This is a genomic window from Pseudomonas sp. TMW22089, from assembly GCF_022496645.1.
Classification (GTDB): domain Bacteria; phylum Pseudomonadota; class Gammaproteobacteria; order Pseudomonadales; family Pseudomonadaceae; genus Aquipseudomonas; species Aquipseudomonas paraversuta.
The window spans coordinates 29,342-54,604 of the sequence record NZ_SCFG01000015.1 but is presented as its reverse complement, the minus strand read 5'-3'; the positions used below and the strand labels follow the sequence as shown (position 1 = coordinate 54,604).

The following is a 25,263-nucleotide window of genomic DNA, read 5'->3' as shown; positions in this document are numbered from 1 at the left end:
GGCTTGCCAGCGATGCGGGGCCGGCTTTTAGAAGATGTATTTGCTGGTCAGCATCAGGCTGCGCGGCTCGCCGTAGTAGGTGGTGCTGAAGTTGCCCAGGCCCGACAGGTATTTCTTGTCGAACAGGTTGTTGGCGTTGAGGTTGAAGCTCAGGTGCTCGTTGTACTCGTAGCGGGTCATCAGGTTGACCAGCGCGTAACTGTGCTGCTCGATGATGTCGTAGTCACCCTTGGCATCGTTGTAGATCTTGCCGTAGAACGGGCTCTGCCAGTTGACACCACCGCCCACGATAACTTTGTTCAACACCCCCGGCAGGCGGTAGGTGGTAAATACCCGCGCCACGTTTTCAGGCTTGGTGGTTTCCAGCGGGTAGCCGTACAGACGACCGCCATCTGCGGTTTTGGTCTGGGCGTAGGTGTAACCGGCCATCAGGTTCCAGTCCGGCATCAGTTCACCGGCCAGCTCGAATTCGATGCCTTTGGTGGTCGCTCCGTCGACGGACTCATAGTAGGTCTGGTTGGCAGCGTCGATGCCTGCATAGACGGCCAGGTTTTTCTGCTCGGTGCGGAACACCGCGGCACTGGCATTCAGGCGGCCGTCGAAGTATTCACCCTTCAAACCGATTTCATAGCTGTTGCCTTCGGTGGGCGCCAGGGTTGTGCCGGACTTGCTGCGCTCGGTGACCGGTTTGTAAATCGAGGTGTAGCTGGCGTACGCCGAGTAGGTGTCGTTCAGGTCATACACCACGCCAGCGTAGGGCGTGACTTTGCCGTGCTGTTTGGAGGTGGTCTTGTTATCGCTGAAGGTGGGGGTTTGCACGTAGTACGTGCGCGTGTCGTTGTACTGGAAGTCGCTCACGCGGCTGCCGAGAATCAGCGACAGGTCGTCGGTCGGCCTGAAGCGCGCAGCGAGGTAAGCACTGTTCTGGTTTTCGTTGGTCTGGTATTTGCCGTTTTTCGGGAAGTAGGGTTTCGGGTAATCACCCTTCCAGTCAAAGATGCTGCCGGGGACCTTGCCGAATTCACTGGCATCAAAGGTTGCCCCGGTTTGGCGGGAGGTCTGCGAAGTAACACCGACCACCAGTTCATGTTCGCGGCCAAACAGGCTGAAGGGGCCGCTGGCATTGAGGTCGAAGGTGTTTTGCACCCGGTGACCTTCCCACTTGCCCCAGTAGAAGAACATGCCGTCGCCGGTGACCGGGTCCGGCATGCCGCCACCGGCCGATCCCAGTTGGGTGTCGTGGTCGTTGGTTTGCTGGGTCAGGCTGCCTTTGACTTTCCATTCATTGGCAAAGCGGTGTTCCAGGGAGGCGAAGGTGGTCTGCGCGACTACATCGCGACGGCTCCAGTCGGTGGCCGGGTTGAACGAGCGACTGAAGTCGGTCTTGCTGTAGTTGGAGAAGTAGTAGGGGTTGCCGGTCCAGGACGAGCCGCGGGGCTTGATGTTCTGATAGTCCATGCCGAAGGTCAGCAGGGTATCGGGAGTGATATCGGCTTCGAGGATGCCGTAGAACACATCATTCTTTTTCGAGTAGTGATCCAGATACGAATCGGCATCCTGATACACCCCGACCAGGCGCCCGCGCACGCTGGCGTCTTCATTCAACGGGCCGGAGATATCGCCTTCGGTTCGGTAGTTGTCCCAGGAGCCTGCGCTGGCAGTCACCGACGCCTTGAATTCGCGGGTCGGTTTTTTGCGGATCAGGTTGACCGTAGCCGAGGGTTCGCCGGAGCCGGACAGCAGGCCGGTGGCGCCTTTGACGATATCAACCCGGTCATACAGGGCCATGTCGACCTTGGTCGCGCCCTCATCGAACACCCCGTCATAGCGGGCGTTCACGCCGTCGTACTGGAAGTTGGTGATGGCGTAGCCGCGGGCCGAATATTCCATGCGGTCGCTGTCGTAGGCCTGGGTCGAAATGCCCGGCGCGTTACGCAGCACATCGCCGATGCTCTGGACCGCCTGATCGTCCATGAGCTGGCGGGTAATTACGGTCACGGTCTGCGGGGTTTCGCGGATCGACAACGGCAGTTTGGTCGAGCTGTTGCTGGCGGCAGTGGTGTAGGACCCAGTGTCCTCTGTGGTCAGCAACGCCCCCTGGCCCTGGCCGGAAATGGTGGTGGCACCCAACTCCAGGCCCTGGCCTTGGGCGACATTGAGAATCAGCGTGTCGCCATTGAGCTGGTATGAAATGCCGCTACCCTGCAGCAGGGCTTCCAGAGCCTTGATCGGCTCCAGTGAGCCCGAGACGGAGTGCGAACTGATCCCCTGTACCTGATCCGGGCTGTAGAGCACTTGCAGACTGGTCTGCTTGCCGAACTCGTTCAGGGCGCTGGCCAGCGGTTGTGCCGGGATATTCAGCACGACCGGCGCGGCCAGAGCCATGGGTGTGCCCAGCAGTGCCGAGGCCAGCAGTGCGCTGCTTAACAGGGTACGGTTCAAATTGGATCGTTGCATTGCGTGCCGAGGCTCCGGGAGGGGAATGATTGATGCGAATAGTTATAAGACGCAGCACGCGGGTTAAACCGGAAACAAGCGACTGAATTGGCTGGATTTGATTTTGCAGAGCAATACCCAAACCCTGTAGGAGCGAGCTTGCCTCGCGAGCTTTTCAAAATTCCCGCATTCGCTCGGCAATCAATCAGGGCTCGATATAAAGCTCGCGAGGCAAGCTCGCTCCTACAGGGTTACGTGGGGGCAGCTTCTGTGGGAGCTGGCTTGCCAGCGATGCGGGCCCGGATTTGTGTCGGAGCCATCGCGAGGCTAGCTCGCTCCTACAGGGGTATGTGGGGACAGCTTCTGTGGGAGCTGGCTTGCCAGCGATGCGGGCCCGGGTTTGTGTCGGAGCCATCGCGAGGCAAGCTCGCTCCTGCAGGGTTACGTGGGGGCAGCTTCTGTGGGAGCTGGCTTGCCAGCGATGCGGGCCCGGATTTGTGTCGGAGCCATCGCGAGGCAAGCTCGCTCCTACAGGGGTATGTGGGGACAGTTACTGTGGTAGCTGGCTTGCCAGCGATGCGGGCCTCGGGTTTGTGTCGGAGCCATCGCGAGGCAAGCTCGCTCCTGCAGGGTCATGTGGGGACAGCTTCTGTGGGAGCTGGCTTGCCAGCGATGCGGGCCCGGGTTTGTATCGGAGCCATACAGGGATATGGGTGGCAGGGTCGTTCTATGTATGGAACGCTGAGTGCTATTTATACCGTCTAGTCTTATGGGTGATACGAATCTATCCTTGTTGCCATGATTTACAGGAGGTGCAACATGAAAAACATTCTGGGTGTCTATACGGCTCCATGTGCGCATTGGGTCGGTGATGGCTTTCCGGTTCGTACATTATTTTCCTACGACAGCATGGGTGAACACGTCAGCCCGTTCTTGTTACTTGATTACGCCGGGCCTGCGGAATTCACGCCCACTACCGAGCGTCGTGGTGTAGGCCAGCATCCCCATCGTGGGTTTGAGACGGTGACCATCGTCTACAAAGGTGAAGTCGAGCATCGGGACTCCACCGGCAATGGCGGGGTTATCGGCCCCGGTGATGTGCAATGGATGACCGCTGCGTCGGGGATCCTGCATGAAGAGTTCCATTCCGAGGCGTTTGCCCGCAGTGGCGGCACCCTGGAAATGGTGCAGCTGTGGGTCAACCTGCCGGCCAAAGACAAGATGGCCGAGGCTGGCTATCAGGGTATCGTCGACCGGGACATTCCTGAACTGGCGCTCAAGGACGGTGCCGGCCGGCTGCGCTTGATCGCCGGCGAGTTCGACGGCCAGCGCGGCCCGGCCCGTACCTTCACCCCGATCGACGTGTGGGATATCCGCTTGAACGCGGGCAAGTCGACCACCCTCGATCTGCATCAGGGCCGCAACACCATGTTGGTGGTGCTGCACGGTGCGGTTGAGGTCAATGGCCAGGAAGTGGTGCGCGAAGGACAAATGGCGCTGTTTGCCCGCGACGGGTCTCAGGTTCGTCTTGAGGCCAATAACGATGCGGTGCTGTTGATCTTGAGCGGTGAGCCCATCGACGAACCGATTGTGGGGCACGGTCCGTTTGTGATGAACACCGAAGCTGAAATCCATCAGGCCTTCATCGACTTCCAGTCGGGGAAATTTGGCCGGATGCCGGTGTAACAAGCCAGCCGTAGTCGCTGGCGCAGGCTGCGACAAGGGCCGCAGGACCTTCGTTACGCAGTCCATCGCAGCCTTCGGCAGCGACTACGGTCATCTACGGGTTCAGACTCGCTCGAAAATAACCGCTATGCCCTGACCGCCACCGATGCACATGGTGGCCAGCGCATAGCGGCCTTTTATCCGGTGCAGTTCGTGGATGGCCTTGGTGGCGATAATCGCGCCGGTGGCACCCACTGGATGGCCCAAAGCGATACCTGAGCCATTGGGGTTGACCCGGGCCGGGTCCATTTCCAGTTCTTGCATCACCGCACAGGCCTGGGCCGCAAAGGCGATATTGGCTTCAATCACGTCCATGTCGCCGATCTTCAAGCCTGCGCGCTTGAGCGCCAGACGAGTCGCCGGGATGGGGCCCAGCCCCATCAGTTCAGGTTCTACCCCGGCGTGGGCATAGGCCACCAGGCGTGCAACAGGCGCGAGGTTGTCAGCCTTGACCGCGGCACCACTGGCCAACACCAGCGCAGCGGCGCCGTCGTTGAGCCCCGAGGCGTTACCGGCCGTCACGCTGCCGTCTTTTTTGAACGCCGGCTTCATTTGCCCAAGCTGTTCCAGGGTGGTAGCCCGCGGGTGTTCGTCAACGTCGAACAAGACGCTGCCTTTGCGGCTTTTAACCTCGACGGCAGCGATCTGGCTGTCGAAATAACCCTGGGCGATGGCGTGGGCGGCACGCTGCTGGTCTGTCAGCGCCAGGGCGTCCTGTACCTCGCGACTGATATGGTTGCGCTGCGCAATATTCTCGGCAGTGATCCCCATGTGAATACCGTGGAACGGGTCGTGGAGAATGCCCAGCATGTAATCCTGCACCTGGGCATCGCCCATACGCGCGCCCCAGCGGGCGGATGGCAGCAAGTACGGGCCGCGGCTCATGGACTCGGCCCCGGCGCCGATGGCGAAATCAGCATCGCCGAGCATCAGGGTATGGGCGGCGGAAATGATCGCCTGCAGGCCCGAGCCGCAGAGGCGATTAACGTTGTACGCGGGGGTTTGCTTGGGGATGCCGGCGTTGATTGCTGCCACTCGTGCCAGATAGGCGTCCTGGGGGGCGGTTGGAATCACGTTGCCCATCACCACGTGGCCGATGCGTTGCGGGTCGACCTGGCTAGCGATAAGGGCGGCCTTGACTGCGGTGGTGGCCAGGTCGCACAGGGCAACGTCCTTGAGTGCACCGCCAAAGGTGCCGATGGCGGTGCGCCGGGCGCCCAGGATGAAAATCTCGGAGGTTTGCATGGTAGGTCCTTATTATTTTTCTGACTCGTAACAGGCTGGATTATTTCATGGGGCCAGGGGGCACAGAGTAGTCCGTTTGCAGGGTAAATCCGCTCTTCATGGGATGTGGGCCATGAGATGCAGGAGCGAACGTGCCCGATAGCCCTTCGTGCCGGGTTGGAACAGCTCGCGAGCAAGCTCGCTCCTACAGGGGGTCGGGGTTTTCAGGTGGGGTCAGTGTTGCAGCAGTTTGCGGAACTGGGCCAGAGGCACCGGCCGGCTGTGCAGGTAGCCCTGGTACAGATGGCAACCAATACTCTGCAGAAACTGGAGCTGGGCCGCTTGTTCGACGCCTTCGGCCACCACCTTGATTTTCAGGCTGCGGGCCATGGCAACAATGGCGCGGATGATTTCCGCATCGTTGGGGGCGTTAATGGCGTCGCGCACAAACGACTGGTCGATTTTCAGGGTGTCCACAGGCAGGCGTTTGAGATGGGTCAGCGAGGAGTAGCCCGTGCCGAAGTCGTCCATCGCAAAGCTCACTCCCAACGCGATGAGCGCCTGCATTTTGGCGATGGTGTCTTCCAGATTCTGAATCACGATGCCTTCGGTGACTTCCAGCTTGAGCATCGAGCAGGGCAGGTCATGGTGCAACAGGCTGCGCTTGACCTGTTCTACGAAGTCGCTTTGGCGAAACTGCCGGGGGCTGATGTTGACGCACAGGCTGAATGCCTGGGGGTCGATCAGGCCTTCGCGCAACAATTTGCCGAACGAACGGCAGGCTTCATCGAGAATCCAGGCGCCCACTTCCAGAATCAGGCCGCTGTCTTCGAGGATCTTGATGAAATCGGCCGGGGATTGTGCCCCCAGTTGCGGGTGCTGCCAGCGCAGCAGTGCTTCAGCGCCGACGATGCGGTTTTCCCGGGCGTCGACCTGGGGCTGAAAGTGCAGGCTGAACTCGTTGCGTGCCAACGCTGTGCGCAGGGCGCTTTCCATGTTCATGCGTTCGCTGGCCGCAGCCTGCATGGAAAAATCGAATAGCTGGCTGGTATTACGCCCGCAATCCTTGGCCCGATACAGGGCAATGTCGGCCCGTTTCAGCAGGTCTGTCGCGGTGATCCCATGGTCGGGCAGCAAGGCAATGCCGATGCTGGGGGTTACTTGCAGGCGCTGGCCATCGAGAAACATGGGTTCGGCCAGCAGCTCGCGCAAGGTGTCGGCAGTACGCAGAACATTAAGCGTGACTGCTTGCAGCGAACCCTTGAGACCGGTCAGCAGTACTACAAACTCGTCACCGCCCAGGCGTGCCACGGTGTCTTCGCTGCGGACACTGGCTTCGAGCCGGGCGGTGATGATTTTCAGCACCGAGTCGCCCACCGGATGCCCGAGCGAGTCGTTGATGTGTTTGAAGTGATCCAGATCCAGAAACAACAGCGCCCCGCGCAGATCATGGTGTTCAAGCAGCTCGGTCTGATGGTTCAGGCGCTCCAGCAGCAACGAGCGGTTCGCCAGGTTGGTCAGCGGGTCGTGGTAGGCCAGGTGGCTGGCCTGGGCCTGGGCCGCTTTGAGCTGGCTGATGTCGCGGGCAGTAAGCAACAGGCAGGGGGTGTCATTAAGGGTGATCGGTTCGATGGATATCTCAAGGTTGAGCAGGGCGCCGCGTCTGGAGCGCCCGAGTATTTCCCGGTTGCGGATACGGCCCTTTTCCTTGATCTCGTCGAGTAATGCCTGACGCTGTGAGCTATGCCCCCAGATCCCCAGTTCGTAAGGGCTGCGGCCAATCACCTCGGCGCTGCTGTATCCGGTCAGCCGGCTGAAGCCGTCATTCACTTCCAGATAGTTGCCAGTGGCAAGTTCGCTGATGGTGATGGCATCGGGGCTGGAGTGGAATGCCTTGGCAAATTTGTCTTCGGAGGCGCTCAGGCGTTGTTCGCGCTCCACTTGCTCGGTGATGTCGAGCAAGGTCCCGGCCATGCGCAGGGGCAGACCTTCAGCGTCGCGATAGAGCCGGGCACGACTTTCTATATAGCGTGAAGTGTCGTTCTCGCCGGGCACCCGATAGGTCAGTTGATAACTCCCGGCGGGGCCTTCGCGCAGTGTGCGATAGGTGTCGCGCATATTGTCACGCTCGGCTTCGGGCACACCGTCGAAGAACGCTTCGAATGACTCGTTGAACGGTTCTGCCGGCAGGCCGTGCAGTTGGGCGGCACGGGCCGAGCCGTAGAGTCTGTCGCTGGGGATATGCCAGTCCCAGGTACCCAGTTGTGCCGAGTCCAGCGCCAGGTCCAGGCGCTCCTGACTGTCGATCAAGGCTTGCTCGACTTCTTTGCTTTTGCGGGTGTCCAGGAAGGTACTGACCAGATAGGCCTCGCCCTCCAGTTCGACTTTTTGTGCGCTGAGGATGCCGTCGTGCAGTTGTCCATCACGGCCCTGCAGGCAGACTTCCATACTCACCGAGGCATTTTTGCTGCGTATGTTCTTGATGAATTGTTTGCGCTGCCGGGGATCTGGCCAGATCCCCAGTTCGATGGTCGTACGCCCGATTGCCTGGTTTAACGGCCAGCCCAGCAGGCTCTCGAACCAATGGTTGGCCTCACTGATCAACCCGTCTTCGATGCGCACCAGCAGCACCATGTGGGGCGATAAATGAAAGAGTGTGGCGAAGCGCTGTTCTGAGTTGTTGAGCGCTTGCTGGCGTGTGCGCCGATGGCTTGCATTGTTGATGAGCCCCGTTTCAATGTCCCAGTACCAGGGCTGCGCTGACCCGTTGTTTTGCCTGCCGTGTTCCAGCGATATCGGGTCAACCTCAGTCAAACCGTCTAGGGGGAGGCTGGTATATCTCTGGTATGGCATTGACTGCGATCCTTGGATCTCGATCCATTGAGACGGTTTTGCTTCTGAACCGCTGGAGCGATCTCAGGGTTGCTCACTGTGACCCCTGTCGACCTGGGCATCCAGTAGTTTCATGAAGGCATGTGCGGCATTGGACAGGGTTCTTTCGGTGTGCACGATGTAGCCTAGCTGGCGCGTCAGTTGAATGCCGGGCAACTCGATCGATGCCACTTGCTCATCGAGCATGGTGCGCGGCAGGACGCTCCACGCCAGGCCGATGGAGACCATCATCTTGATGGTTTCCAGGTAGTTGGTGCTCATGGCGATATTGGGCGTCAGTCCCTGGGCTTCAAACAGGCGCTGGACAATATGGTGGGTGAAGGTATTACCGCCCGGAAACACTGCCGGATGGTGGGCAATGTCGGCCAGACTGACCTTCGAACGGCGGGTGAGGGTATGTTCGGGGGCGACTACGAAGTCCAGCGGATCATCCCACACCGGCACGGCGCGAATCAGCGAATGGGGCTCCGGGGCCAGGGTGATGACCGCCAGTTCGGCGCGGCCGTGGAGAATTTCTTCGTAGGCCACTTCTGAATCCAGGAACTGAATATCCAGCGCGACCTTCGGGTAGGTGCGGGTGAACTCGCGCAGCAGGGGCGGCAGGCGGTGCAGGCCAATATGATGGCTGGTGGCCAGAGTCAGGCGGCCACTGACCTCCCCGTTGAGGTTGTTCAGCGCCCGGCGGGTGTCGTCCAGGACGTTGAGGATCTGGTAGGCCCGCGGCAGCAAGGCCCGCCCGGCCTCGGTCAGGCTGACTTCGCGGCCTAGCCGGTCGAACAGCCTGAGCTTGAGTTGCTGCTCGATACTGGCGATGCGTTTGCTGATCGCCGGCTGGGTCAGGAACAGGCGTTCGGCAGCCCCGGAGAAGCTCCCGGTTTCAGCAATAGCGATAAAAGCATTGAGATTTGCGAGATCCATCTATTCGAATTCCTGTTGGTTATCCAAAGCATGAAAATTATGAATTTGAGTTATTAACTGTAACGCCATAGGATCGACCTCACAAGCCAAGTGGTTATTGGCACAGAAAAGTAGCTGATGAGGAAACCGTCTGATGGCCGGCAAAACGCTCTACGACAAGCTCTGGGATTCGCATTTGGTCAAGCAGCGCGACGATGGCTCGGCGCTGATCTACATCGATCGTCACATCATTCATGAAGTGACGTCGCCGCAGGCCTTTGAAGGTCTGCGTCTGGCCGGGCGCAAGCCTTGGCGCATCGATGCCAACATCGCGACCCCGGACCATAACGTACCGACTACGCCGGAACGCAAGGGCGGGATTGAGGCCATTACCGACCAGGTTTCCCGTTTGCAGGTGCAAACCCTCGACGACAATTGCGACGAGTACGGCATCACTGAATTCAAAATGAACGACATCCGCCAGGGCATCGTTCACGTGATCGGCCCCGAGCAGGGCGCGACCTTGCCGGGCATGACCGTGGTTTGCGGTGATTCGCACACCTCGACCCATGGTGCATTTGGTGCATTGGCCCACGGTATCGGCACTTCCGAGGTGGAGCACGTGCTCGCCACCCAGTGTCTGGTGGCCAAGAAAATGAAAAACATGCTGGTCTCGGTTGAAGGTCAATTGCCGTTCGGCGTGACCGCCAAGGACATCGTGCTGGCAGTGATCGGGAAAATCGGTACCGCAGGCGGCAATGGTCATGCCATTGAGTTTGCCGGCAGTGCGATTCGCGATTTGTCGGTTGAAGGGCGCATGACCATTTGCAACATGTCCATCGAAGCCGGTGCCCGCGTGGGTCTGGTTGCAGCGGACGAAAAGACCGTGGCCTATGTCAAGGGTCGCCCGTTTGCACCGAAGGGCGCCGAGTGGGATCTGGCCGTGGAAGCCTGGAAGGATCTGGTTTCCGATGCCGACGCGCATTTCGACAGCGTGATCAAGTTCGATGCGGCGCAGATCAAGCCGCAAGTCAGCTGGGGTACCTCCCCTGAAATGGTTCTGGCGGTGGATCAGAACGTTCCCGATCCGGCGCAGGAAGCTGACCTGGTCAAGCGTGGTTCGATCGAGCGTGCCTTGAAGTACATGGGCCTGAACGCCAATCAGGCGATCACCGATATCCAGCTGGATCGCGTGTTCATTGGTTCGTGCACCAACTCGCGGATCGAAGACTTGCGCGCTGCGGCAGTGGTCGCCAAGGGCCGCAAAGTGGCCTCCACCATCAAGCAGGCGATCGTGGTGCCGGGCTCGGGTCTGGTTAAAGCCCAGGCCGAGTCCGAAGGGCTGGACAAGATTTTCCTGGAGGCCGGTTTTGAATGGCGCGAACCGGGCTGTTCGATGTGCCTGGCCATGAACCCGGACCGCCTGGAGTCGGGCGAGCACTGCGCTTCGACCTCCAACCGTAACTTTGAAGGCCGTCAGGGCGCCGGTGGTCGTACTCACCTGGTGAGCCCGGCGATGGCCGCCGCCGCCGCTGTAAACGGTCGTTTCATCGACGTCCGCGAATTGGTTTAAGGAGCAGCGCATGAAAGCTTTTACTCAGCACACCGGGCTTGTCGCTCCCTTGGATCGGGCCAACGTGGATACCGACCAGATCATTCCCAAGCAGTTTCTGAAATCCATCAAGCGCACCGGCTTTGGTCCGAACCTGTTTGACGAGTGGCGCTACCTGGATGTCGGGCAACCGTACCAGGACAACTCCCGGCGCCCGTTGAACAAGGACTTTGTGCTCAACGCCGAGCGTTATCAGGGTGCCAGCGTGTTGCTGGCCCGTGAGAACTTCGGCTGCGGCTCCAGCCGTGAGCACGCGCCCTGGGCGCTGGAAGAATACGGCTTTCGCAGCATCATCGCGCCGAGCTATGCCGATATCTTCTTCAATAACAGCTTCAAAAATGGCCTGTTGCCGATCATTTTGAGCGACGCCGAGGTCGATGAACTGTTTGCCCAGGTCGAGGCCGAGCCGGGTTATCAGCTCAGTATCGACCTTGAGGCGCAAACCGTGACGCGTCCGGATGGCAAGGTGCTGAAATTCGAGATCGATGCCTTCCGCAAGCATTGCCTGCTTAACGGCCTGGACGATATCGGCCTGACCTTGCAGGACGATGTGGCCATCGCCGCCTTTGAAAGCAAGCACCGTGCGAGCCAGCCCTGGTTGTTTCGCGACGCTTGAATCAGCTCGCTCCTACAGGAATCGCGTAATGCCGGCCCTGATCGCTGCTGCAGCGATCAGGGCAGCCCATCAAACAAGGGACTTCAACATGAGCAGCAGCGCCCGTCACAGTCAGGTTGTACAAAAGCAGTTCGGTGAACAGGCCTCGGCCTATCTGAGCAGTGCCGTGCATGCGCAAGGCACCGAGTTCGGCCTGCTACAGGCCGAGCTGTCCGGCAAGCAGGATGCCCGGGTACTGGATCTGGGCTGCGGTGCCGGTCATGTCAGCTTTCATGTGGCGGCGCTGGTTAACGAGGTGGTGGCCTACGACCTGTCGCAGCAAATGCTCGATGTCGTCAGCGCCGCCGCCCAGGATCGCGGGCTGGACAATATCAGCACCCAGCGCGGTGCGGCGGAGCGTCTGCCGTTTGCCGATGGCGAGTTTGATTACGTGCTCAGCCGTTATTCCGCTCACCACTGGAGCGACCTGGGCCAGGCTTTGCGCGAAGTGCGGCGGGTGCTCAAACCCGGTGGCGTGGCGGCTTTTATCGACGTGATGTCGCCCGGTAGCCCGCTGTTCGATACTTATCTGCAAAGTGTCGAGGTGCTGCGCGATACCAGTCATGTGCGTGATTATTCTGCAGGCGAGTGGCTACGCCAGGTCAGTGAGGCCGGTTTGCATACCCGCAGCACACAGCGTCAGCGTTTGCGTTTAGAGTTCGGCTCCTGGATTGAGCGCATGCGTACACCGGTGAGCATGAGCGTGGCCATTCGCGAGTTGCAGCAATCCATGGGCACTGAAGTGCGCGATTATTTTGAAATCGAACCTGATGGTTCGTTTAGTACCGACGTATTGGTTCTTTGGTGTGAAAAATAAAAGCACCAGACAATAAAAATTATGGATACCCCTCAGGGGGGATCAACTGACAGGTAGCGAGAGACCCATGAGCAAGCAGATTCTGATTCTTCCAGGTGACGGTATTGGTCCGGAAATCATGGCCCAGGCAGTAAAAGTACTGGAGTTGGCCAATGACAAGTTCCAGCTCGACTTCGAACTGACCCATGACGTGCTCGGCGGCGCAGCCATCGACAAGCACGGCGTACCCCTGGCGGATGAGACCCTGGAGCGCGCCCGTGCCGCCGACGCGGTGTTGCTGGGTGCCGTGGGTGGCCCTAAATGGGACAAGATCGAGCGTGATATCCGTCCTGAGCGCGGCCTGCTGAAAATCCGTGCGCAACTGGGTCTGTTCGGCAACCTGCGTCCGGCCATTCTTTACCCGCAACTGGCAGATGCCTCGAGCCTCAAGCCGGAAATCGTTGCCGGGCTGGATATTCTGATCGTTCGTGAATTGACCGGCGGCATTTACTTCGGCGCCCCCCGTGGCACCCGTGAGCTGGAAAACGGCGAGCGTCAGGCTTATGACACGCTGCCCTACAGCGAAAGCGAAATTCGCCGTATCGCCCGGGTCGGCTTCGACATGGCTCGTGTGCGCGGTAAAAAGCTGTGCTCGGTGGACAAGGCCAACGTGCTGGCTTCCAGCCAGTTGTGGCGCGAAGTGGTCGAGGAAGTGGCCAAGGACTACCCGGACGTCGAGCTGAGCCACATGTACGTCGACAACGCCGCGATGCAGCTGGTGCGTGCGCCCAAGCAGTTCGATGTGATCGTAACCGACAACCTGTTCGGCGATATCCTGTCGGACGAAGCGTCGATGCTGACCGGTTCCATCGGCATGCTGCCGTCGGCCTCCCTGGATGCCAACAACAAGGGCATGTACGAGCCATGCCACGGTTCGGCGCCGGACATCGCGGGGCAGGGCATTGCCAACCCGCTGGCAACCATTTTGTCGGTCTCGATGATGCTGCGTTACAGCTTCAATCAGACCGCCGCTGCCGATGCCATTGAACAGGCCGTGAGCCTGGTTCTGGACCAGGGCTTGCGTACCGGCGACATCTGGTCGGCGGGTTGCACCAGGGTCGGAACGCAGGAAATGGGCGATGCAGTAGTCGCGGCGCTACAGAATCTGTAATCTCTCTGGCCCGTTACTTCCTGTTGGTGGAAGTAACGACCCCACTTTTTGTTAAAGGTGTCGTTGTGATGAAGCGTGTAGGTCTGGTCGGTTGGCGCGGTATGGTTGGTTCTGTGCTCATGCAGCGGATGCTGGAAGAGCAGGATTTCGATCTTATTGAGCCGGTGTTTTTTACTACTTCCAATGTCGGTGGACAGGGTCCGTCTGTGGGCAAGGATATCGCCCCGCTCAAGGATGCTTACAACATTGAAGAGTTGAAAACCCTCGATGTAATCCTGACCTGCCAGGGCGGCGACTACACCACTGAGGTGTTCCCCAAGCTGCGTGAGGCAGGCTGGCAAGGTTACTGGATCGATGCAGCGTCGAGCCTGCGGATGCAGGATGACGCAGTGATCGTTCTGGACCCGGTCAACCGCCGGGTGATTGACCAGCAGCTGGATGCGGGCACCAAGAACTACATCGGCGGCAACTGCACTGTCAGCCTGATGCTGATGGGCCTGGGCGGCCTGTTCGAGGCCGGTCTGGTGGAGTGGATGAGCGCCATGACCTATCAGGCGGCATCCGGTGCCGGCGCGCAGAACATGCGCGAGCTGATCAAGCAAATGGGTTCGACCCACGCTGCTGTGGCCGATCAACTGGCCGATCCGGCCAGCGCCATCCTCGATATCGACCGTCGTGTCGCTGAAGCGATGCGCAGCGACGCGTACCCGACCGAGAACTTCGGCGTGCCATTGGCCGGTAGCTTGATCCCGTGGATCGACAAAGAGCTGCCAAACGGTCAAAGCCGCGAAGAGTGGAAGGCCCAGGCCGAAACCAACAAGATCCTGGGTCGCTTCAAGAACCCGGTTCCGGTGGATGGTATCTGCGTGCGTATCGGTGCAATGCGCTGTCACAGCCAGGCTTTGACCATCAAGCTGAACAAGGATGTGCCAATTGCCGACATCGAAGGTCTGATCAGCCAGCACAACCCTTGGGTCAAGCTGGTGCCCAATCATCGTGAAGACAGCATCCAGGAACTGAGCCCTACCCGGGTAACCGGTACCCTGAATGTGCCGGTTGGCCGTCTGCGCAAGCTGAACATGGGTTCGCAGTTCCTCGGTGCGTTCACCGTGGGCGACCAGTTGTTGTGGGGTGCGGCCGAGCCGTTGCGCCGCATGCTGCGGATTCTGCTGGAGCGTTAATCCGCCCTGGTTGCAGCCAGGCCCGCCTCTCGCAAGAGAGGCGGGCTTTTTAATGAGTGGCGCTTTTTACTGCCGCGCTGGCGGGCACTGTCCGTTGCCTGCAAAGGTTGCGCCCGGTACAGTGCCGCTCCCCACGTTTCGCCTGAGGTAGATGCATGAACCAGTCCTTTGATATCGCCGTCGTCGGCGCCACCGGCACTGTCGGCGAAACCATTGTGCAAATTCTCGAAGAGCGCAATTTTCCGGTCGCTGATTTGCATTTGCTGGCCAGCAGCGAGTCAGCCGGGCATTCGGTGCCTTTTCGGGGCAAAAACGTCCGAGTGCGTGAAGTCGATGAGTTTGACTTCAGCAAAGTGCAGCTGGTGTTTTTCGCTGCCGGCCCCGCCGTGACCCTGAGCTTTGCCGCCAAGGCCCGCGCTGGCGGGTGCGCGATTATTGATTTGTCGGGCGCATTGCCCGCGGCCCAGGCCCCGCAAGTGGTGCCCGAGGCCAATGCCCAAGTATTGGCCGGGTTGCCAAAGCCGCTGCAAATCAGCAGCCCGAGCCCGTCGGCAACCGCTCTTGCCGTAGTGTTGGCGCCCCTGCGCGGCTTGCTGGATATTCAGCGGGTCAACGTGACGGCATGTCTGGCAGTTTCTGCCCAAGGCCGTGAAGCGGTTTCCGAGCTGGCGCGTCAGACCACCGCACTACTGAATCTGCATCCGCTGGAGACCAGTTTTTTTGATCGCCAGATGGCGTTTAACCTCTTGGCGCAAGTGGGCAAGCCTGATGCACAAGGCCATGTACCACTGGAAAAACGCCTGGTAACGGAATTGCGTGAAGTGTTGGCTATGCCCGCGCTGAAAGTTTCGGTGACCTGCATTCAAGCTCCGGTATTTTTTGGCGATAGCTTCAGTGTTGCCGTGCAACTTGCCGGGCCGGTGGATCTGGATGCGGTGAATGCGGCGCTTGAAGCCGCTGAAGGTATCGAGCTGGTAGAGGCGGGCGACTATCCTACGGCGGTGGGCGATGCGGTAGGACAAGACGTGGTTTATGTCGGCCGGGTGCGCCATGCTGTAGACGACACTTCTGAACTTAATTTCTGGATGACGTCAGATAACGTAAGAAAAGGCGCCGCTTTGAATGCCGTGCAACTGGCTGAGTTGTTGATTAAAGATATTCTGTAAAAGATACTTGGCGTCAATTTCCAGCAGGGTTCCAGAAGCTATACAGGCCTCGGGGGACGAGGCCTGTACCAATAAGGAAGAGGCTATGCTTCAGGTTCGCAAATTAGTGTTAGCAATCGCCGCCGCTTCGGCGCTGTCATCCGGTATGGCGCAGGCGCTCGGGCTCGGAGAGCTGACCCTGAAGTCGACTCAGAACCAGCCTCTGCTGGCTGAAATCGAGTTGTTGGACGTCAAGGATCTGACCGCTGCTGAAGTGGTGCCGAGCCTGGCACCGCCTGACGAATTCACCAAGGCCGGGGTGCCGCGTCCGGCATTCCTGGATGATCTGCGTTTTACGCCGGTAATCAATGCCAACGGCAAAAGCGTGCTGCGCGTCACTTCCAGCCAGCCTTTGTCCGAGCCCTTCGTAAAGTTTCTGGTGCAGGTGATGTGGCCAAGCGGCCGCTTGCTGCGGGACTACAGCGTATTGCTGGACCCGGCCAAGTTCTCTCCTCAAACCGCTGCGGCTGCCTCTGGCGCGCCTGCAAATGCAGGTCAATACACCACCACGTCCCGTGACACCCTGTGGGAAATCGCGGCCAAGGCGCGCAATGGCGGCTCGGTCCAGCAGACCATGCTGGCGATTCAGGCGCTCAACCCTGATGCCTTTATCAACGGCAACATCAATCGGCTCAAGACCGGTCAGGTATTGCGCATGCCGGATGCCGCGCAAAGTGTCCAGCTGTCCCAAGGCAAGGCCATCAATGAAGTCGCTTCCCAGAATGCCGACTGGCGTAATGGGCGTCGTACCACGCCATTGGCCCAGCAGCTGGATGCGACCGGTCGGCAGCCGGTTGCGGCTACCAGTCCTGCCAAGGCTGGCGGTAGTGACAGCCTGAGCCTGGTTGCGGCGAGCGCTGCCGATGGCAAGGGTGCAGTTGGCGATGCCAAAAATATCAGCGACAAGCTGGCGACGACTCAGGAAGGTCTGGATTCGGCCCGGCGTGAAAATGCCGAGCTGCAAAGCCGGATGCAGGATTTGCAAAGCCAGCTGGACAAGCTGCAACGCTTGATCGAGTTGAAAAACAATCAATTGGCCAAGCTGCAGGCTGACAGTTCGGCGCCAGTCGATCCGGCAGCGGCGATAGCGGTCCCGCTGCCGGGGCTGGCTGTGGACGCTCCGGAAGCTGACATCGCGCCGGCAGATGAAGGTGCGCCGGCGACGGCGGTGCCGCCAGCTCCGGCGCAGGACGATAGTGCCACTCCGCGTGCAGAGCGCAGCATCCAGGACTTGTTGCACAGCCCTTGGCTGCTGGGTCTGGTCGGTGGCGCGGCGGTCTTGTTGTTGCTGCTTGCGCTGCTGCTGGTGCGTCGCCGTAAAGCCCTGCAGGCGGCGCAAAGGCATGCGCGGATGGCCCGTGAGCTTGAGGAAGAGGCCGAGTTCCCATCTGATCTGGACATGCCGCAAAGTAGCTTCGAAGGGCTTGAAGTTCCACCGCCGAGCGTCAAACTCGAGGCGGCGCCAGCTGCGGCACCAGCTGCGGCAGCACTGGTGGTACCTCCGGTTGCGCCAGTGGTGGTTGCCCAGACGCTGGTCAGCCCGCAGGCCGATGCATTGGTCCAGGCTGAACAGTTGATTGAGCAGCGTCAGCTCAAAGAGGCCGAGCAACTGCTGGCAGGTGCAATCGAGCAAGAGCCGCAACGCAGTGATCTGCGACTCAAGTTGATGCAGGTCTATGGTGAACTGGGCGAGCGTGATGCCTTTATTGCCCAGGAGCGGCAGCTGATTGCCAACGGCAAGAATCATTCTGAGGTTGAACAGCTCAAGCATCGCTATCCGGCCATGGCACTGGCAGCCGGTATCGCCACGGCTGCGGTTGCTGCGCAATTACAGGCGCAGTTTGTCACAGAGATGATGCGCGATGATCGCGAAGTGGAGCCTGAGCCACAGGCCAGGCCGGCCGTTGACGAGTTCGATCAGGACTTTGATCTGAGTCTGGATGACCTTGAAGCGGCGTCGCCTGCCGAGTTGCCGCCCGAGACGAAATCCGGTGACGAGCAGAGCTTTGAAGATGTGCTCAAGCAGCAGGCTGAGACGTCGGGTAGCGACATGTCCGACTTCGATCTGGACCTGCCGCCTGATTTCGATTTGTCCCTGGCTGACGAACCGGTTGCGCCGGCCGCTGAGCCGGACAGCTTTGCGCTTGAGCTGGACAAGGTCAATGCGGAGTTGCAGCGCTTGTCCGAAAGCCTTGAGCAGCCATCGATAGTCCCGTCCTTTGCCGAGGAACCCGAGTTTGACTTCTTGTCGGGCGCCGATGAAACGGCGACCAAGCTTGATCTGGCCCAGGCGTATATCGATATGGGTGATGACGAGGGCGCGCGGGATATCCTGACCGAAGTTGTCGAGGAGGGTAACCCGGAGCAGCAGGCTGAAGCCCTGGAGCTGTTGTCGCGCTTGCCTTGATCTGCTGTCACCTGTGGGGGCCGGCTTGTCGGCCCTTGATCTGTTAACCCGATGCTGATTTATCCCCGCCATGATTTGTTTCGTGGCGTCTTTGCGGGTGCGCCTTATAATGGCCGACTTTGCGTTTACGAGCAGGCTGTAGCACCTTGGCAAATATAGATAACCCGGCAGCCGAAATGGCCGCCGAAGGCTTTTCCCGAATCGCGCTGGGCGTTGAATACAAAGGCTCGCGCTATAGCGGCTGGCAACGTCAGGCCAGTGGTGTGCTGACGGTCCAGGAAACCCTGGAAAATGCCTTGTCGAAAGTCGCCGCATCTCCGGTTTCATTGCTTTGTGCGGGCCGCACTGATGCGGGTGTACACGCCTGCGGGCAAGTGGTGCACTTTGACACCATGGCCGAGCGCTCCCTGAAAGCCTGGGTCATGGGCGCCAACATCAACTTGCCCCATGACATCAGTGTCAGTTGGGCCAAGGTCATGCCGGCGCATTTTCATGCACGCTTCAAAGCCATCGCCCGGCGTTACCGCTACGTGATCTACAACGATCAGATTCGCCCTGCGCACCTGAATCAGGAAATTACCTGGAACCATCGCCCGCTGGATGTCGAGCGGATGGCCGAGGCCGCGCGCTACCTGTTGGGCGTGCACGACTTCAGCGCTTTTCGTGCGGGTCAGTGCCAGGCCAAATCGCCGGTCAAGGAAATGCATCACCTGCGCGTGACACGTCATGGACAGATGATTGTGCTGGATATTCGTGCCAGTGCTTTTTTGCATCACATGGTGCGCAACATCGCCGGGGTGCTAATGACCATCGGCACTGGCGAGCGGCCAGTGGAATGGATGAAGGAAGTGCTGGAGAGCCGGGTCCGTCGTTCCGGTGGCGTGACAGCGCATCCCTATGGCCTGTATCTGGTGCAAGTTGAATATCACGATGAGTTCCAATTGCCGCAACGTTACATTGGTCCACATTTCTTGACCGGTTTTACCGAACTGGACGGCTGACGCCCGGATGAGCATTTGTTACCATCCGGGGCTTTCGCGTTTCTTGAGGTGTATTCGACATGTCAGCCGTTCGCAGCAAGATCTGCGGTATTACCTGCATAGATGATGCACTGGCAGCTGTTAGTGCCGGGGCTGACGCCATCGGCTTTGTGTTCTACGCAAAAAGTCCGCGGTCAGTAACGGCGCAGCAGGCGCGCGCGATCATTGCCGCCTTGCCGCCTTTTGTGACCACGGTCGGGTTGTTCGTCAATGCCACGGCCTGTGAGCTGAACGAAACACTTGATGCCGTACCGCTGGACTTGCTGCAGTTTCACGGCGATGAAACCCCTGAGCAGTGCGAGGGCTACCACCGTCCCTATATCAAGGCGTTGCGGGTAAAGGCGGGTGATGACATCGCTGGCGCCTGCAAGGCGTATGCCGGTGCCAGCGGTATTTTGCTGGATGCCTACGTTGAAGGGGTGCCCGGGGGAACCGGCCAGGCCTTTGACTGGTCATTGATACCGCAGGATTTGAGCAAACCGATTATTCTCGCAGGCGGCTTGTCTGCCGAGAACGTGGCTCGGGCCATTACTCAGGTGCGGCCGTATGCCGTTGATGTGAGTGGCGGGGTGGAAAAGAGCAAGGGCATCAAGGATCACGACAGGATTCGGGCCTTCATGCAGGCAGTACGGGCAACAAACTGATGCCCGATGTGACGGTTGGCAGTCTGCCACCGTCCATCATTACCGCTGTATAAAGCAGGCGGGCCCGGTGGTTCGACGGGCAGAAATTAAACTGGCGGCCGCTCTGGGGCGTGTTGTCGGGAAGGCTGAGGGTCCGGGGGTTACGCTGGTTTGCCATGTGCTGACCGCTTCTCCCCGGTAATCATCGCCGCATACCTAATGAATTTAGCTCAAGGGCATACACGGGGCCTGAACCCAAGCGTTCTGGCCACCGGTACTGGAGAAAGAAAGCATGAGCAACTGGTTGGTAGACAAGCTGATTCCTTCGATCATGCGTTCCGAGGTCAAAAAGAGCTCGGTACCTGAAGGCCTGTGGCACAAATGCCCGTCTTGCGACGCTGTGCTTTATCGTCCGGAGCTGGAAAAGACCCTGGACGTTTGCCCCAAATGTAATCACCACATGCGCATCGGCGCACGTGCCCGCATCAATATCTTCCTGGATGTCGATGGTCGTAACGAACTGGGCGCCGATCTGGAGCCTGTAGACCGTCTGAAATTCCGTGACAGCAAGAAGTACAAGGACCGTCTGGTCGGTGCGCAAAAGCAGACCGGCGAAAAAGATGCCCTGATCTCCGTGAGTGGCACCTTGCTGGGCATGCCGGTGGTAGTGTCTGCGTTTGAGTTCTCCTTCATGGGCGGCTCGATGGGCGCCATCGTTGGCGAGCGTTTTGTACGTGCCGCCAACTATGCGCTGGAAAACCGCTGCCCGATGGTCTGCTTCGCAGCCTCCGGTGGTGCGCGGATGCAGGAAGCCCTGATCTCCCTGATGCAAATGGCCAAGACCTCTGCGGTACTGGCGCGTCTGCGCGAAGAAGGCATTCCGTTTATCTCGGTCTTGACCGATCCGGTCTATGGCGGCGTTTCGGCCAGCCTGGCGATGCTCGGCGATGTAATCGTGGCTGAGCCTAAAGCCCTTATCGGCTTTGCCGGCCCGCGTGTAATCGAGCAGACCGTTCGTGAAAAACTGCCAGAAGGCTTCCAGCGCAGCGAGTTCCTGCTGGAGCACGGTGCAATCGACTTGATCATTGCCCGCCAGGAACTGCGCCCGCGTCTGGGTAACCTGCTGGCACAAATGATGGGCCTGCCTACGCCTGTGTTCGTGGCGCCGCCTGTTGAAGCAATCGTTGTTCCGCCGGTACCTGCAAACATATGACTGAGCGCACCCTTGGCGAGTGGCTCGCCTATCTTGAACAGCTGCATCCATCTGCCATCGACATGGGCCTGGATCGCGCGCGCGAGGTAACGAACCGCATGGGCCTGCAAAAGCCCGCGCCTCGGGTGGTGACGGTTACTGGCACCAACGGCAAGGGTTCGACCTGTGCGTTTGTAGCGTCCTTGCTGCGGGCGCAAGGTCTGAAAGTGGGGGTTTATAACTCTCCTCATCTGCTGCGCTACAACGAGCGTGTGCAGATCGACGGCGCCGAGGTCTCGGACGAGCAGCTTTGCGAGGCCTTCAGCGCTTTGGAAGCTGGCCGGGGCCAGACTTCACTGACCTATTTCGAGATGGGCACGCTGGCGGCTTTCTGGCTGTTCGAGCGTGCGCAACTTGACGCCGTGGTGCTGGAAGTCGGTCTGGGCGGGCGACTGGATGCGGTCAATCTGGTAGATGCCGACCTGGCACTGGTCACCAGTATCGGTGTGGATCACGTGGAATACCTTGGTAATACCCGTGAATCCGTGGCTTACGAAAAAGCCGGCATTTTTCGCCCGGGCAAGCCTGCTCTTTGTGGCGACTTGAACCCGCCTCAACCCTTGCTCGACAAGGCTGCAGAGTTGGGTTGCCCGCTGTTTGTACGTGGTCGTGACTTTGACCTGGCCACTGCTGACAGCGTCTGGCACTGGCAGGGCCGGGATGCGGCAGGGCAGGTGGTGGAGTTACGCGACTTGCCGCTGCTGGATTTGCCGATGGAAAACGCGGCGCTGGCGTTGCAGGCTTATGCATTGACAGGTCTGCCGTGGCAGCCTGAACGAATTATTGAAGCGTTACAGGGTACGCAAGTGACCGGTCGGCTGGATCGTCGGCAGTTCAACTGGCACGGAAAAACCTTGAATATGCTGCTTGATGTGGGCCATAACCCCCATGCAGCGGAGTATCTGGTCAAGCGTCTGCAGCAGCGTCCGATAGCGGGCAGGCGTCTGGCGGTATTCGGCCTGCTGGCCGACAAGGACCTGGATGGCGTAGTGTCACAGCTCGCGCCAGTGGTCGCACATTGGGCGGTAGCACCGCTGAATACCGGGCGGACCCGGCCGGCGGCTGAGCTTCAGGGCTCGCTGCAGGATCTGGGGGCTCGGGTCTCGGTTTTCGCCAGTGTCGAGGCGGCACTTGAGGCACAGTGCGAGCAGGCCACCGGGCAAGACGAAATCCTGTTGTTCGGATCATTTTATTGCGTCGCTGAAGCGCTCGAGTGGTTGCAGCGGCGTGCCACGGAGGAGGCTGCAAATGGCTTTGCTGGATAAGGTATACAAGCAGCGGATGGTGGGCGCCCTGGTACTGGTGGCGCTGGCCGTGATCTTCTTGCCGATGCTGTTCTCGCGCGAGGATGAGCAGCGCCAGATTCAGGTCGATGCGCCGACTGCGCCCCAGATGCCGGTCATGCCCGAGGTCAAGGTAGAGCCGGTTGCGGTGCCCGAGCCGCAGGTAATCGCTGAAGAGCCTGCACCGCCTGAGCAGGAAGTCGTCACGCAGCAGGCACCGGCAGCTGCGGTGGCAAAACCTGTGGTTGCGGCGCCAAAACCACCGGCTGTCACGCCGGCTCAAACGGTTGCGCAGGCACCTGCCAAGCTCGATACCACGCAAAAACGTCTCGATCCTAACGGCTTGCCCATTAGCTGGTCGGTGCAACTGGTCAGTCTGTCCAATCGTGCAAGCGCTGATAACCTGCAGAAAACCCTTAGAAATCAAGGTTATAACGCTTATGTCAGATCTTCGGGCGGGATGAATCGGGTTTTTGTCGGTCCATTGCTTGAGCGTGCAGAGGCCGATCGCCTGCGCGATCTGCTCGGCAAGCAGCAAAATCTCAAGGGTTTTGTGGTGCGCTTTCAGCCTGAGCGTGGCTGAGTCGGTAAAAAGGTGTCACCTGATTGCCAAAGCACTGATAAATCGCCTTACCTGAGCGGCGGCGCTCTGCTAAAATGCGCCGCCTTATCTGTCCGTAGGCTGAACTGTGCCATTTACCTGGGTTGACTGGGCGATCGTTGCAATTATCGCCATCTCCGCTTTGATCAGCTTGAAGCGCGGCTTCGTTAAAGAGGCCCTGTCGCTGTGCACCTGGATCATTGCCGGGGTCGTCGCCTGGATGTTCGGCGGTTCACTGTCTCAATACCTCACCGGTTATATCGAAACACCTTCCGCCCGCGTTATCGTTGGGTGCACCATCATGTTTGTCGCCACCTTGCTGGTAGGCGCAATGATCAATTTTCTTATCGGCGAACTGATTCGCGTCACCGGACTGTCCGGGACCGATCGTTTTCTTGGCATGGCCTTCGGCGCTGCGCGTGGCGCGTTGCTGGTGGTTGTGGCGGTCGGGCTGTTAAGCCTGGGGCCGGTACAGCAAGACTCATGGTGGCAGGGGTCAAGGCTCGTGCCACAATTTCTATTGGTTGCCGATTGGTCGAAAAATCTCATTTTGGGGTGGAGTAGCCAGTGGTTGGCCAGCGGTATCAGCGTTCCTGCTGATATTCCGTTCAAGGAGCATCTCTTGCCGGCCAATCTGGCCAGGTAAGCGGTGTTCAGTTCAGATCCATTAAGTAGGGGTTGCGTCGCATGTGTGGCATCGTCGGTATCGTCGGTAAGTCGAACGTCAATCAGGCGCTGTATGACGCGCTAACCGTCCTCCAGCACCGCGGCCAGGATGCTGCCGGTATTGTGACCAGTCATGAAGGCCGGTTATTCCTGCGCAAGGACAACGGGCTGGTTCGCGATGTATTTCATCAGCGACACATGCAGCGTCTGGTCGGGCACATGGGCATTGGCCATGTGCGCTATCCAACTGCAGGCAGCTCGACTTCAGCTGAAGCCCAGCCGTTTTATGTCAACTCGCCATACGGCATTACCCTGGCGCATAACGGCAACCTGACCAACGTTGAACAACTGGCCAAGGAGATTTACGAATCTGACCTGCGCCACGTCAACACCAATTCCGATTCGGAAGTGCTGCTTAACGTATTTGCCCATGAGCTGGCTCAGCGTGGCAAATTGCAGCCAACCGAAGAAGACGTGTTTGCAGCGGTCACAGACGTACACAACCGCTGCCGCGGTGGTTACGCCGTGGTTGCGATGATTACCGGCTACGGTATCGTCGGTTTCCGTGATCCGAATGCCATTCGTCCTATCGTCTTCGGTCAGCGTCATACCGACGAAGGCGTCGAGTACATGATCGCTTCCGAAAGCGTGTCCCTGGACGTGCTGGGCTTCACCCTGATCCGTGACCTGGCGCCGGGCGAAGCGGTTTACATCACCAATGACGGCCAGCTGCACACCCGTCAGTGTGCTGTTAACCCGCAACTGACCCCGTGCATCTTCGAGCACGTGTACCTGGCGCGTCCCGATTCGATCATCGATGGCATTTCGGTATACAAGGCCCGTCTGCGTATGGGCGAGAAGCTCGCCGAGAAGATTCTGCGCGAGCGCCCGGATCACGATATCGATGTGGTCATCCCGATTCCGGACACCAGCCGTTGCGCTGCGCTGGAACTGGCTAACCACCTGGGCGTCAAGTTCCGCGAAGGTTTCGTCAAGAACCGTTACATCGGCCGTACCTTCATCATGCCGGGCCAGGCTGCGCGTAAAAAGTCCGTGCGCCAGAAGCTCAACGCCATCGAGCTTGAGTTCCGCGGCAAGAACGTGATGCTGGTGGATGACTCGATCGTGCGCGGTACCACCTGCAAGCAGATCATTCAGATGGCCCGCGAAGCCGGCGCGAAAAATGTTTACTTCTGCTCGGCAGCTCCGGCTGTGCGCTACCCGAACGTGTATGGCATCGACATGCCAAGCGCTCACGAACTGATCGCGCACAATCGCAGCACCCAGGAAGTGGCCGAGCTGATCGGTGCCGACTGGCTGATCTATCAGGACCTGCCTGACCTGATCGAAGCGGTGGGTGGTGGCAAAATCAAGATCGACAAGTTTGATTGCGCAGTGTTCGACGGCAAGTACGTCACTGGCGATATCGATGACAACTATCTGGAGAGAATCGAGCGTGCGCGCAACGATGCTTCCAAGGTGGTTGCTCAAGGTGTCGGTGCAACGATAGGCTTGTACAACAACTAAGTGTTCACTAAACCGGCCCTGATGGGCCGGTTTGCGTTTCTCCAATACAAAGCAAATACACAGCAAGGAG

At 59.3% G+C, this 25,263-nt stretch carries 19 protein-coding genes; 15 read left to right on the top strand and 4 right to left on the bottom strand.

The genetic code is table 11. The features are described from left to right. Positions 1-27: 27 nt before the first annotated feature. Positions 28-2,457: a TonB-dependent siderophore receptor gene (locus EQV90_RS14910; protein WP_160627845.1), complete on the bottom strand. Its 2,430-nt coding sequence runs from the start codon at positions 2,455-2,457 to the stop codon at positions 28-30. A 798-nt stretch (positions 2,458-3,255) separates the two neighbouring features. On the opposite strand from EQV90_RS14910, the gene EQV90_RS14905 reads away from it, so the two are divergent. Then, the gene (locus EQV90_RS14905; protein ID WP_240878330.1) at positions 3,256-4,122 is read left to right on the top strand and encodes a pirin family protein; all 867 of its coding nucleotides are present in this window, start codon (positions 3,256-3,258) and stop codon (positions 4,120-4,122) included. Positions 4,123-4,224: 102 nt separating this feature from the next. Here EQV90_RS14905 and EQV90_RS14900 read toward each other — a convergent pair whose 3' ends face one another. From EQV90_RS14900 to EQV90_RS14890, 3 genes are all read right to left on the bottom strand, one after another. Continuing rightward, a complete protein-coding gene (locus EQV90_RS14900; RefSeq protein WP_010656920.1) occupies positions 4,225-5,406 on the bottom strand; it encodes an acetyl-CoA C-acyltransferase family protein in 1,182 nt (393 codons plus the stop codon). A 213-nt stretch (positions 5,407-5,619) separates the two neighbouring features. Beyond that, positions 5,620-8,238, bottom strand: a complete 2,619-nt coding sequence (locus EQV90_RS14895; protein WP_003446173.1) for a bifunctional diguanylate cyclase/phosphodiesterase — start codon at positions 8,236-8,238, stop codon at positions 5,620-5,622. Between the two features lie 63 nt (positions 8,239-8,301). Then, complete coding sequence (locus EQV90_RS14890; RefSeq protein ID WP_003446171.1) at positions 8,302-9,195, bottom strand: LysR family transcriptional regulator; 894 nt, start codon at positions 9,193-9,195, stop codon at positions 8,302-8,304. Positions 9,196-9,328: 133 nt separating this feature from the next. On the opposite strand from EQV90_RS14890, the gene leuC reads away from it, so the two are divergent. The 14 genes from leuC to purF all read left to right on the top strand — a co-directional run bounded on the left by leuC (position 9,329) and on the right by purF (position 25,193). After that, positions 9,329-10,747, top strand: coding sequence for a 3-isopropylmalate dehydratase large subunit (gene leuC, locus EQV90_RS14885; RefSeq protein WP_003446169.1), 1,419 nt, complete (start codon positions 9,329-9,331; stop codon positions 10,745-10,747). Between the two features lie 10 nt (positions 10,748-10,757). After that, complete coding sequence (gene leuD, locus EQV90_RS14880; protein WP_003446167.1) at positions 10,758-11,402, top strand: 3-isopropylmalate dehydratase small subunit; 645 nt, start codon at positions 10,758-10,760, stop codon at positions 11,400-11,402. Positions 11,403-11,490: 88 nt separating this feature from the next. Beyond that, positions 11,491-12,258, top strand: a complete 768-nt coding sequence (locus EQV90_RS14875; RefSeq protein WP_037001876.1) for a class I SAM-dependent methyltransferase — start codon at positions 11,491-11,493, stop codon at positions 12,256-12,258. Between the two features lie 67 nt (positions 12,259-12,325). Next, complete coding sequence (gene leuB, locus EQV90_RS14870) at positions 12,326-13,408, top strand: 3-isopropylmalate dehydrogenase (RefSeq protein WP_003446163.1); 1,083 nt, start codon at positions 12,326-12,328, stop codon at positions 13,406-13,408. 68 nt (positions 13,409-13,476) lie between these two features. Next, positions 13,477-14,589 carry an aspartate-semialdehyde dehydrogenase gene (gene asd, locus EQV90_RS14865; protein WP_003446161.1) on the top strand — a complete coding sequence of 371 codons (1,113 nt, stop codon included), beginning with the start codon at positions 13,477-13,479 and terminating at the stop codon, positions 14,587-14,589. A 155-nt stretch (positions 14,590-14,744) separates the two neighbouring features. Continuing rightward, on the top strand, positions 14,745-15,755 hold the full coding sequence (locus EQV90_RS14860; RefSeq protein ID WP_127196445.1) for an aspartate-semialdehyde dehydrogenase: 1,011 nt from the start codon (positions 14,745-14,747) through the stop codon (positions 15,753-15,755). 85 nt (positions 15,756-15,840) lie between these two features. Then, on the top strand, positions 15,841-18,201 hold the full coding sequence (locus tag EQV90_RS14855; protein ID WP_240878329.1) for a FimV/HubP family polar landmark protein: 2,361 nt from the start codon (positions 15,841-15,843) through the stop codon (positions 18,199-18,201). Positions 18,202-18,377: 176 nt separating this feature from the next. Beyond that, complete coding sequence (gene truA, locus EQV90_RS14850; protein WP_003446150.1) at positions 18,378-19,202, top strand: tRNA pseudouridine(38-40) synthase TruA; 825 nt, start codon at positions 18,378-18,380, stop codon at positions 19,200-19,202. Positions 19,203-19,261: 59 nt separating this feature from the next. Continuing rightward, the gene (locus tag EQV90_RS14845) at positions 19,262-19,885 is read left to right on the top strand and encodes a phosphoribosylanthranilate isomerase (RefSeq protein ID WP_003446148.1); all 624 of its coding nucleotides are present in this window, start codon (positions 19,262-19,264) and stop codon (positions 19,883-19,885) included. A gap of 271 nt (positions 19,886-20,156) precedes the next feature. Further along, positions 20,157-21,077: an acetyl-CoA carboxylase, carboxyltransferase subunit beta gene (gene accD / locus EQV90_RS14840; RefSeq protein WP_003446146.1), complete on the top strand. Its 921-nt coding sequence runs from the start codon at positions 20,157-20,159 to the stop codon at positions 21,075-21,077. Continuing rightward, entirely contained in the window at positions 21,074-22,381 is a 1,308-nt protein-coding gene (folC, locus tag EQV90_RS14835; protein WP_003446144.1) for a bifunctional tetrahydrofolate synthase/dihydrofolate synthase, read from the top strand. The genes accD and folC overlap by 4 nt, the downstream gene beginning before the upstream one ends. Next, positions 22,365-22,982, top strand: coding sequence for an SPOR domain-containing protein (locus EQV90_RS14830; RefSeq protein ID WP_010656916.1), 618 nt, complete (start codon positions 22,365-22,367; stop codon positions 22,980-22,982). Before folC ends, EQV90_RS14830 begins: the two co-directional genes overlap by 17 nt. Positions 22,983-23,088: 106 nt before the next feature. Further along, positions 23,089-23,646: a CvpA family protein gene (locus EQV90_RS14825; protein WP_003446140.1), complete on the top strand. Its 558-nt coding sequence runs from the start codon at positions 23,089-23,091 to the stop codon at positions 23,644-23,646. A 41-nt stretch (positions 23,647-23,687) separates the two neighbouring features. Continuing rightward, on the top strand, positions 23,688-25,193 hold the full coding sequence (gene purF, locus EQV90_RS14820) for an amidophosphoribosyltransferase (protein ID WP_003446138.1): 1,506 nt from the start codon (positions 23,688-23,690) through the stop codon (positions 25,191-25,193). Positions 25,194-25,263: the final 70 nt, after the last annotated feature.

Excerpts from the sequence above, each read along its gene's own strand:
- folC (WP_003446144.1), top strand. The coding sequence starts at position 21,074 with ATGACTGAGCGCACCCTTGGCGAGTGGCTCGCCTATCTTGAACAGCTG.
- EQV90_RS14900 (WP_010656920.1), bottom strand. The coding sequence starts at position 5,406 with ATGCAAACCTCCGAGATTTTCATCCTGGGCGCCCGGCGCACCGCCATC.
- EQV90_RS14890 (WP_003446171.1), bottom strand. The coding sequence starts at position 9,195 with ATGGATCTCGCAAATCTCAATGCTTTTATCGCTATTGCTGAAACCGGG.
- EQV90_RS14830 (WP_010656916.1), top strand. The coding sequence starts at position 22,365 with ATGGCTTTGCTGGATAAGGTATACAAGCAGCGGATGGTGGGCGCCCTG.
- EQV90_RS14895 (WP_003446173.1), bottom strand. The coding sequence starts at position 8,238 with ATGCCATACCAGAGATATACCAGCCTCCCCCTAGACGGTTTGACTGAG.
- accD (WP_003446146.1), top strand. The coding sequence starts at position 20,157 with ATGAGCAACTGGTTGGTAGACAAGCTGATTCCTTCGATCATGCGTTCC.
- leuB (WP_003446163.1), top strand. The coding sequence starts at position 12,326 with ATGAGCAAGCAGATTCTGATTCTTCCAGGTGACGGTATTGGTCCGGAA.
- EQV90_RS14905 (WP_240878330.1), top strand. The coding sequence starts at position 3,256 with ATGAAAAACATTCTGGGTGTCTATACGGCTCCATGTGCGCATTGGGTC.
- leuD (WP_003446167.1), top strand. The coding sequence starts at position 10,758 with ATGAAAGCTTTTACTCAGCACACCGGGCTTGTCGCTCCCTTGGATCGG.
- purF (WP_003446138.1), top strand. The coding sequence starts at position 23,688 with ATGTGTGGCATCGTCGGTATCGTCGGTAAGTCGAACGTCAATCAGGCG.
- EQV90_RS14875 (WP_037001876.1), top strand. The coding sequence starts at position 11,491 with ATGAGCAGCAGCGCCCGTCACAGTCAGGTTGTACAAAAGCAGTTCGGT.
- EQV90_RS14910 (WP_160627845.1), bottom strand. The coding sequence starts at position 2,457 with ATGCAACGATCCAATTTGAACCGTACCCTGTTAAGCAGCGCACTGCTG.
- asd (WP_003446161.1), top strand. The coding sequence starts at position 13,477 with ATGAAGCGTGTAGGTCTGGTCGGTTGGCGCGGTATGGTTGGTTCTGTG.
- truA (WP_003446150.1), top strand. The coding sequence starts at position 18,378 with ATGGCCGCCGAAGGCTTTTCCCGAATCGCGCTGGGCGTTGAATACAAA.
- EQV90_RS14855 (WP_240878329.1), top strand. The coding sequence starts at position 15,841 with ATGCTTCAGGTTCGCAAATTAGTGTTAGCAATCGCCGCCGCTTCGGCG.
- EQV90_RS14860 (WP_127196445.1), top strand. The coding sequence starts at position 14,745 with ATGAACCAGTCCTTTGATATCGCCGTCGTCGGCGCCACCGGCACTGTC.
- EQV90_RS14845 (WP_003446148.1), top strand. The coding sequence starts at position 19,262 with ATGTCAGCCGTTCGCAGCAAGATCTGCGGTATTACCTGCATAGATGAT.
- leuC (WP_003446169.1), top strand. The coding sequence starts at position 9,329 with ATGGCCGGCAAAACGCTCTACGACAAGCTCTGGGATTCGCATTTGGTC.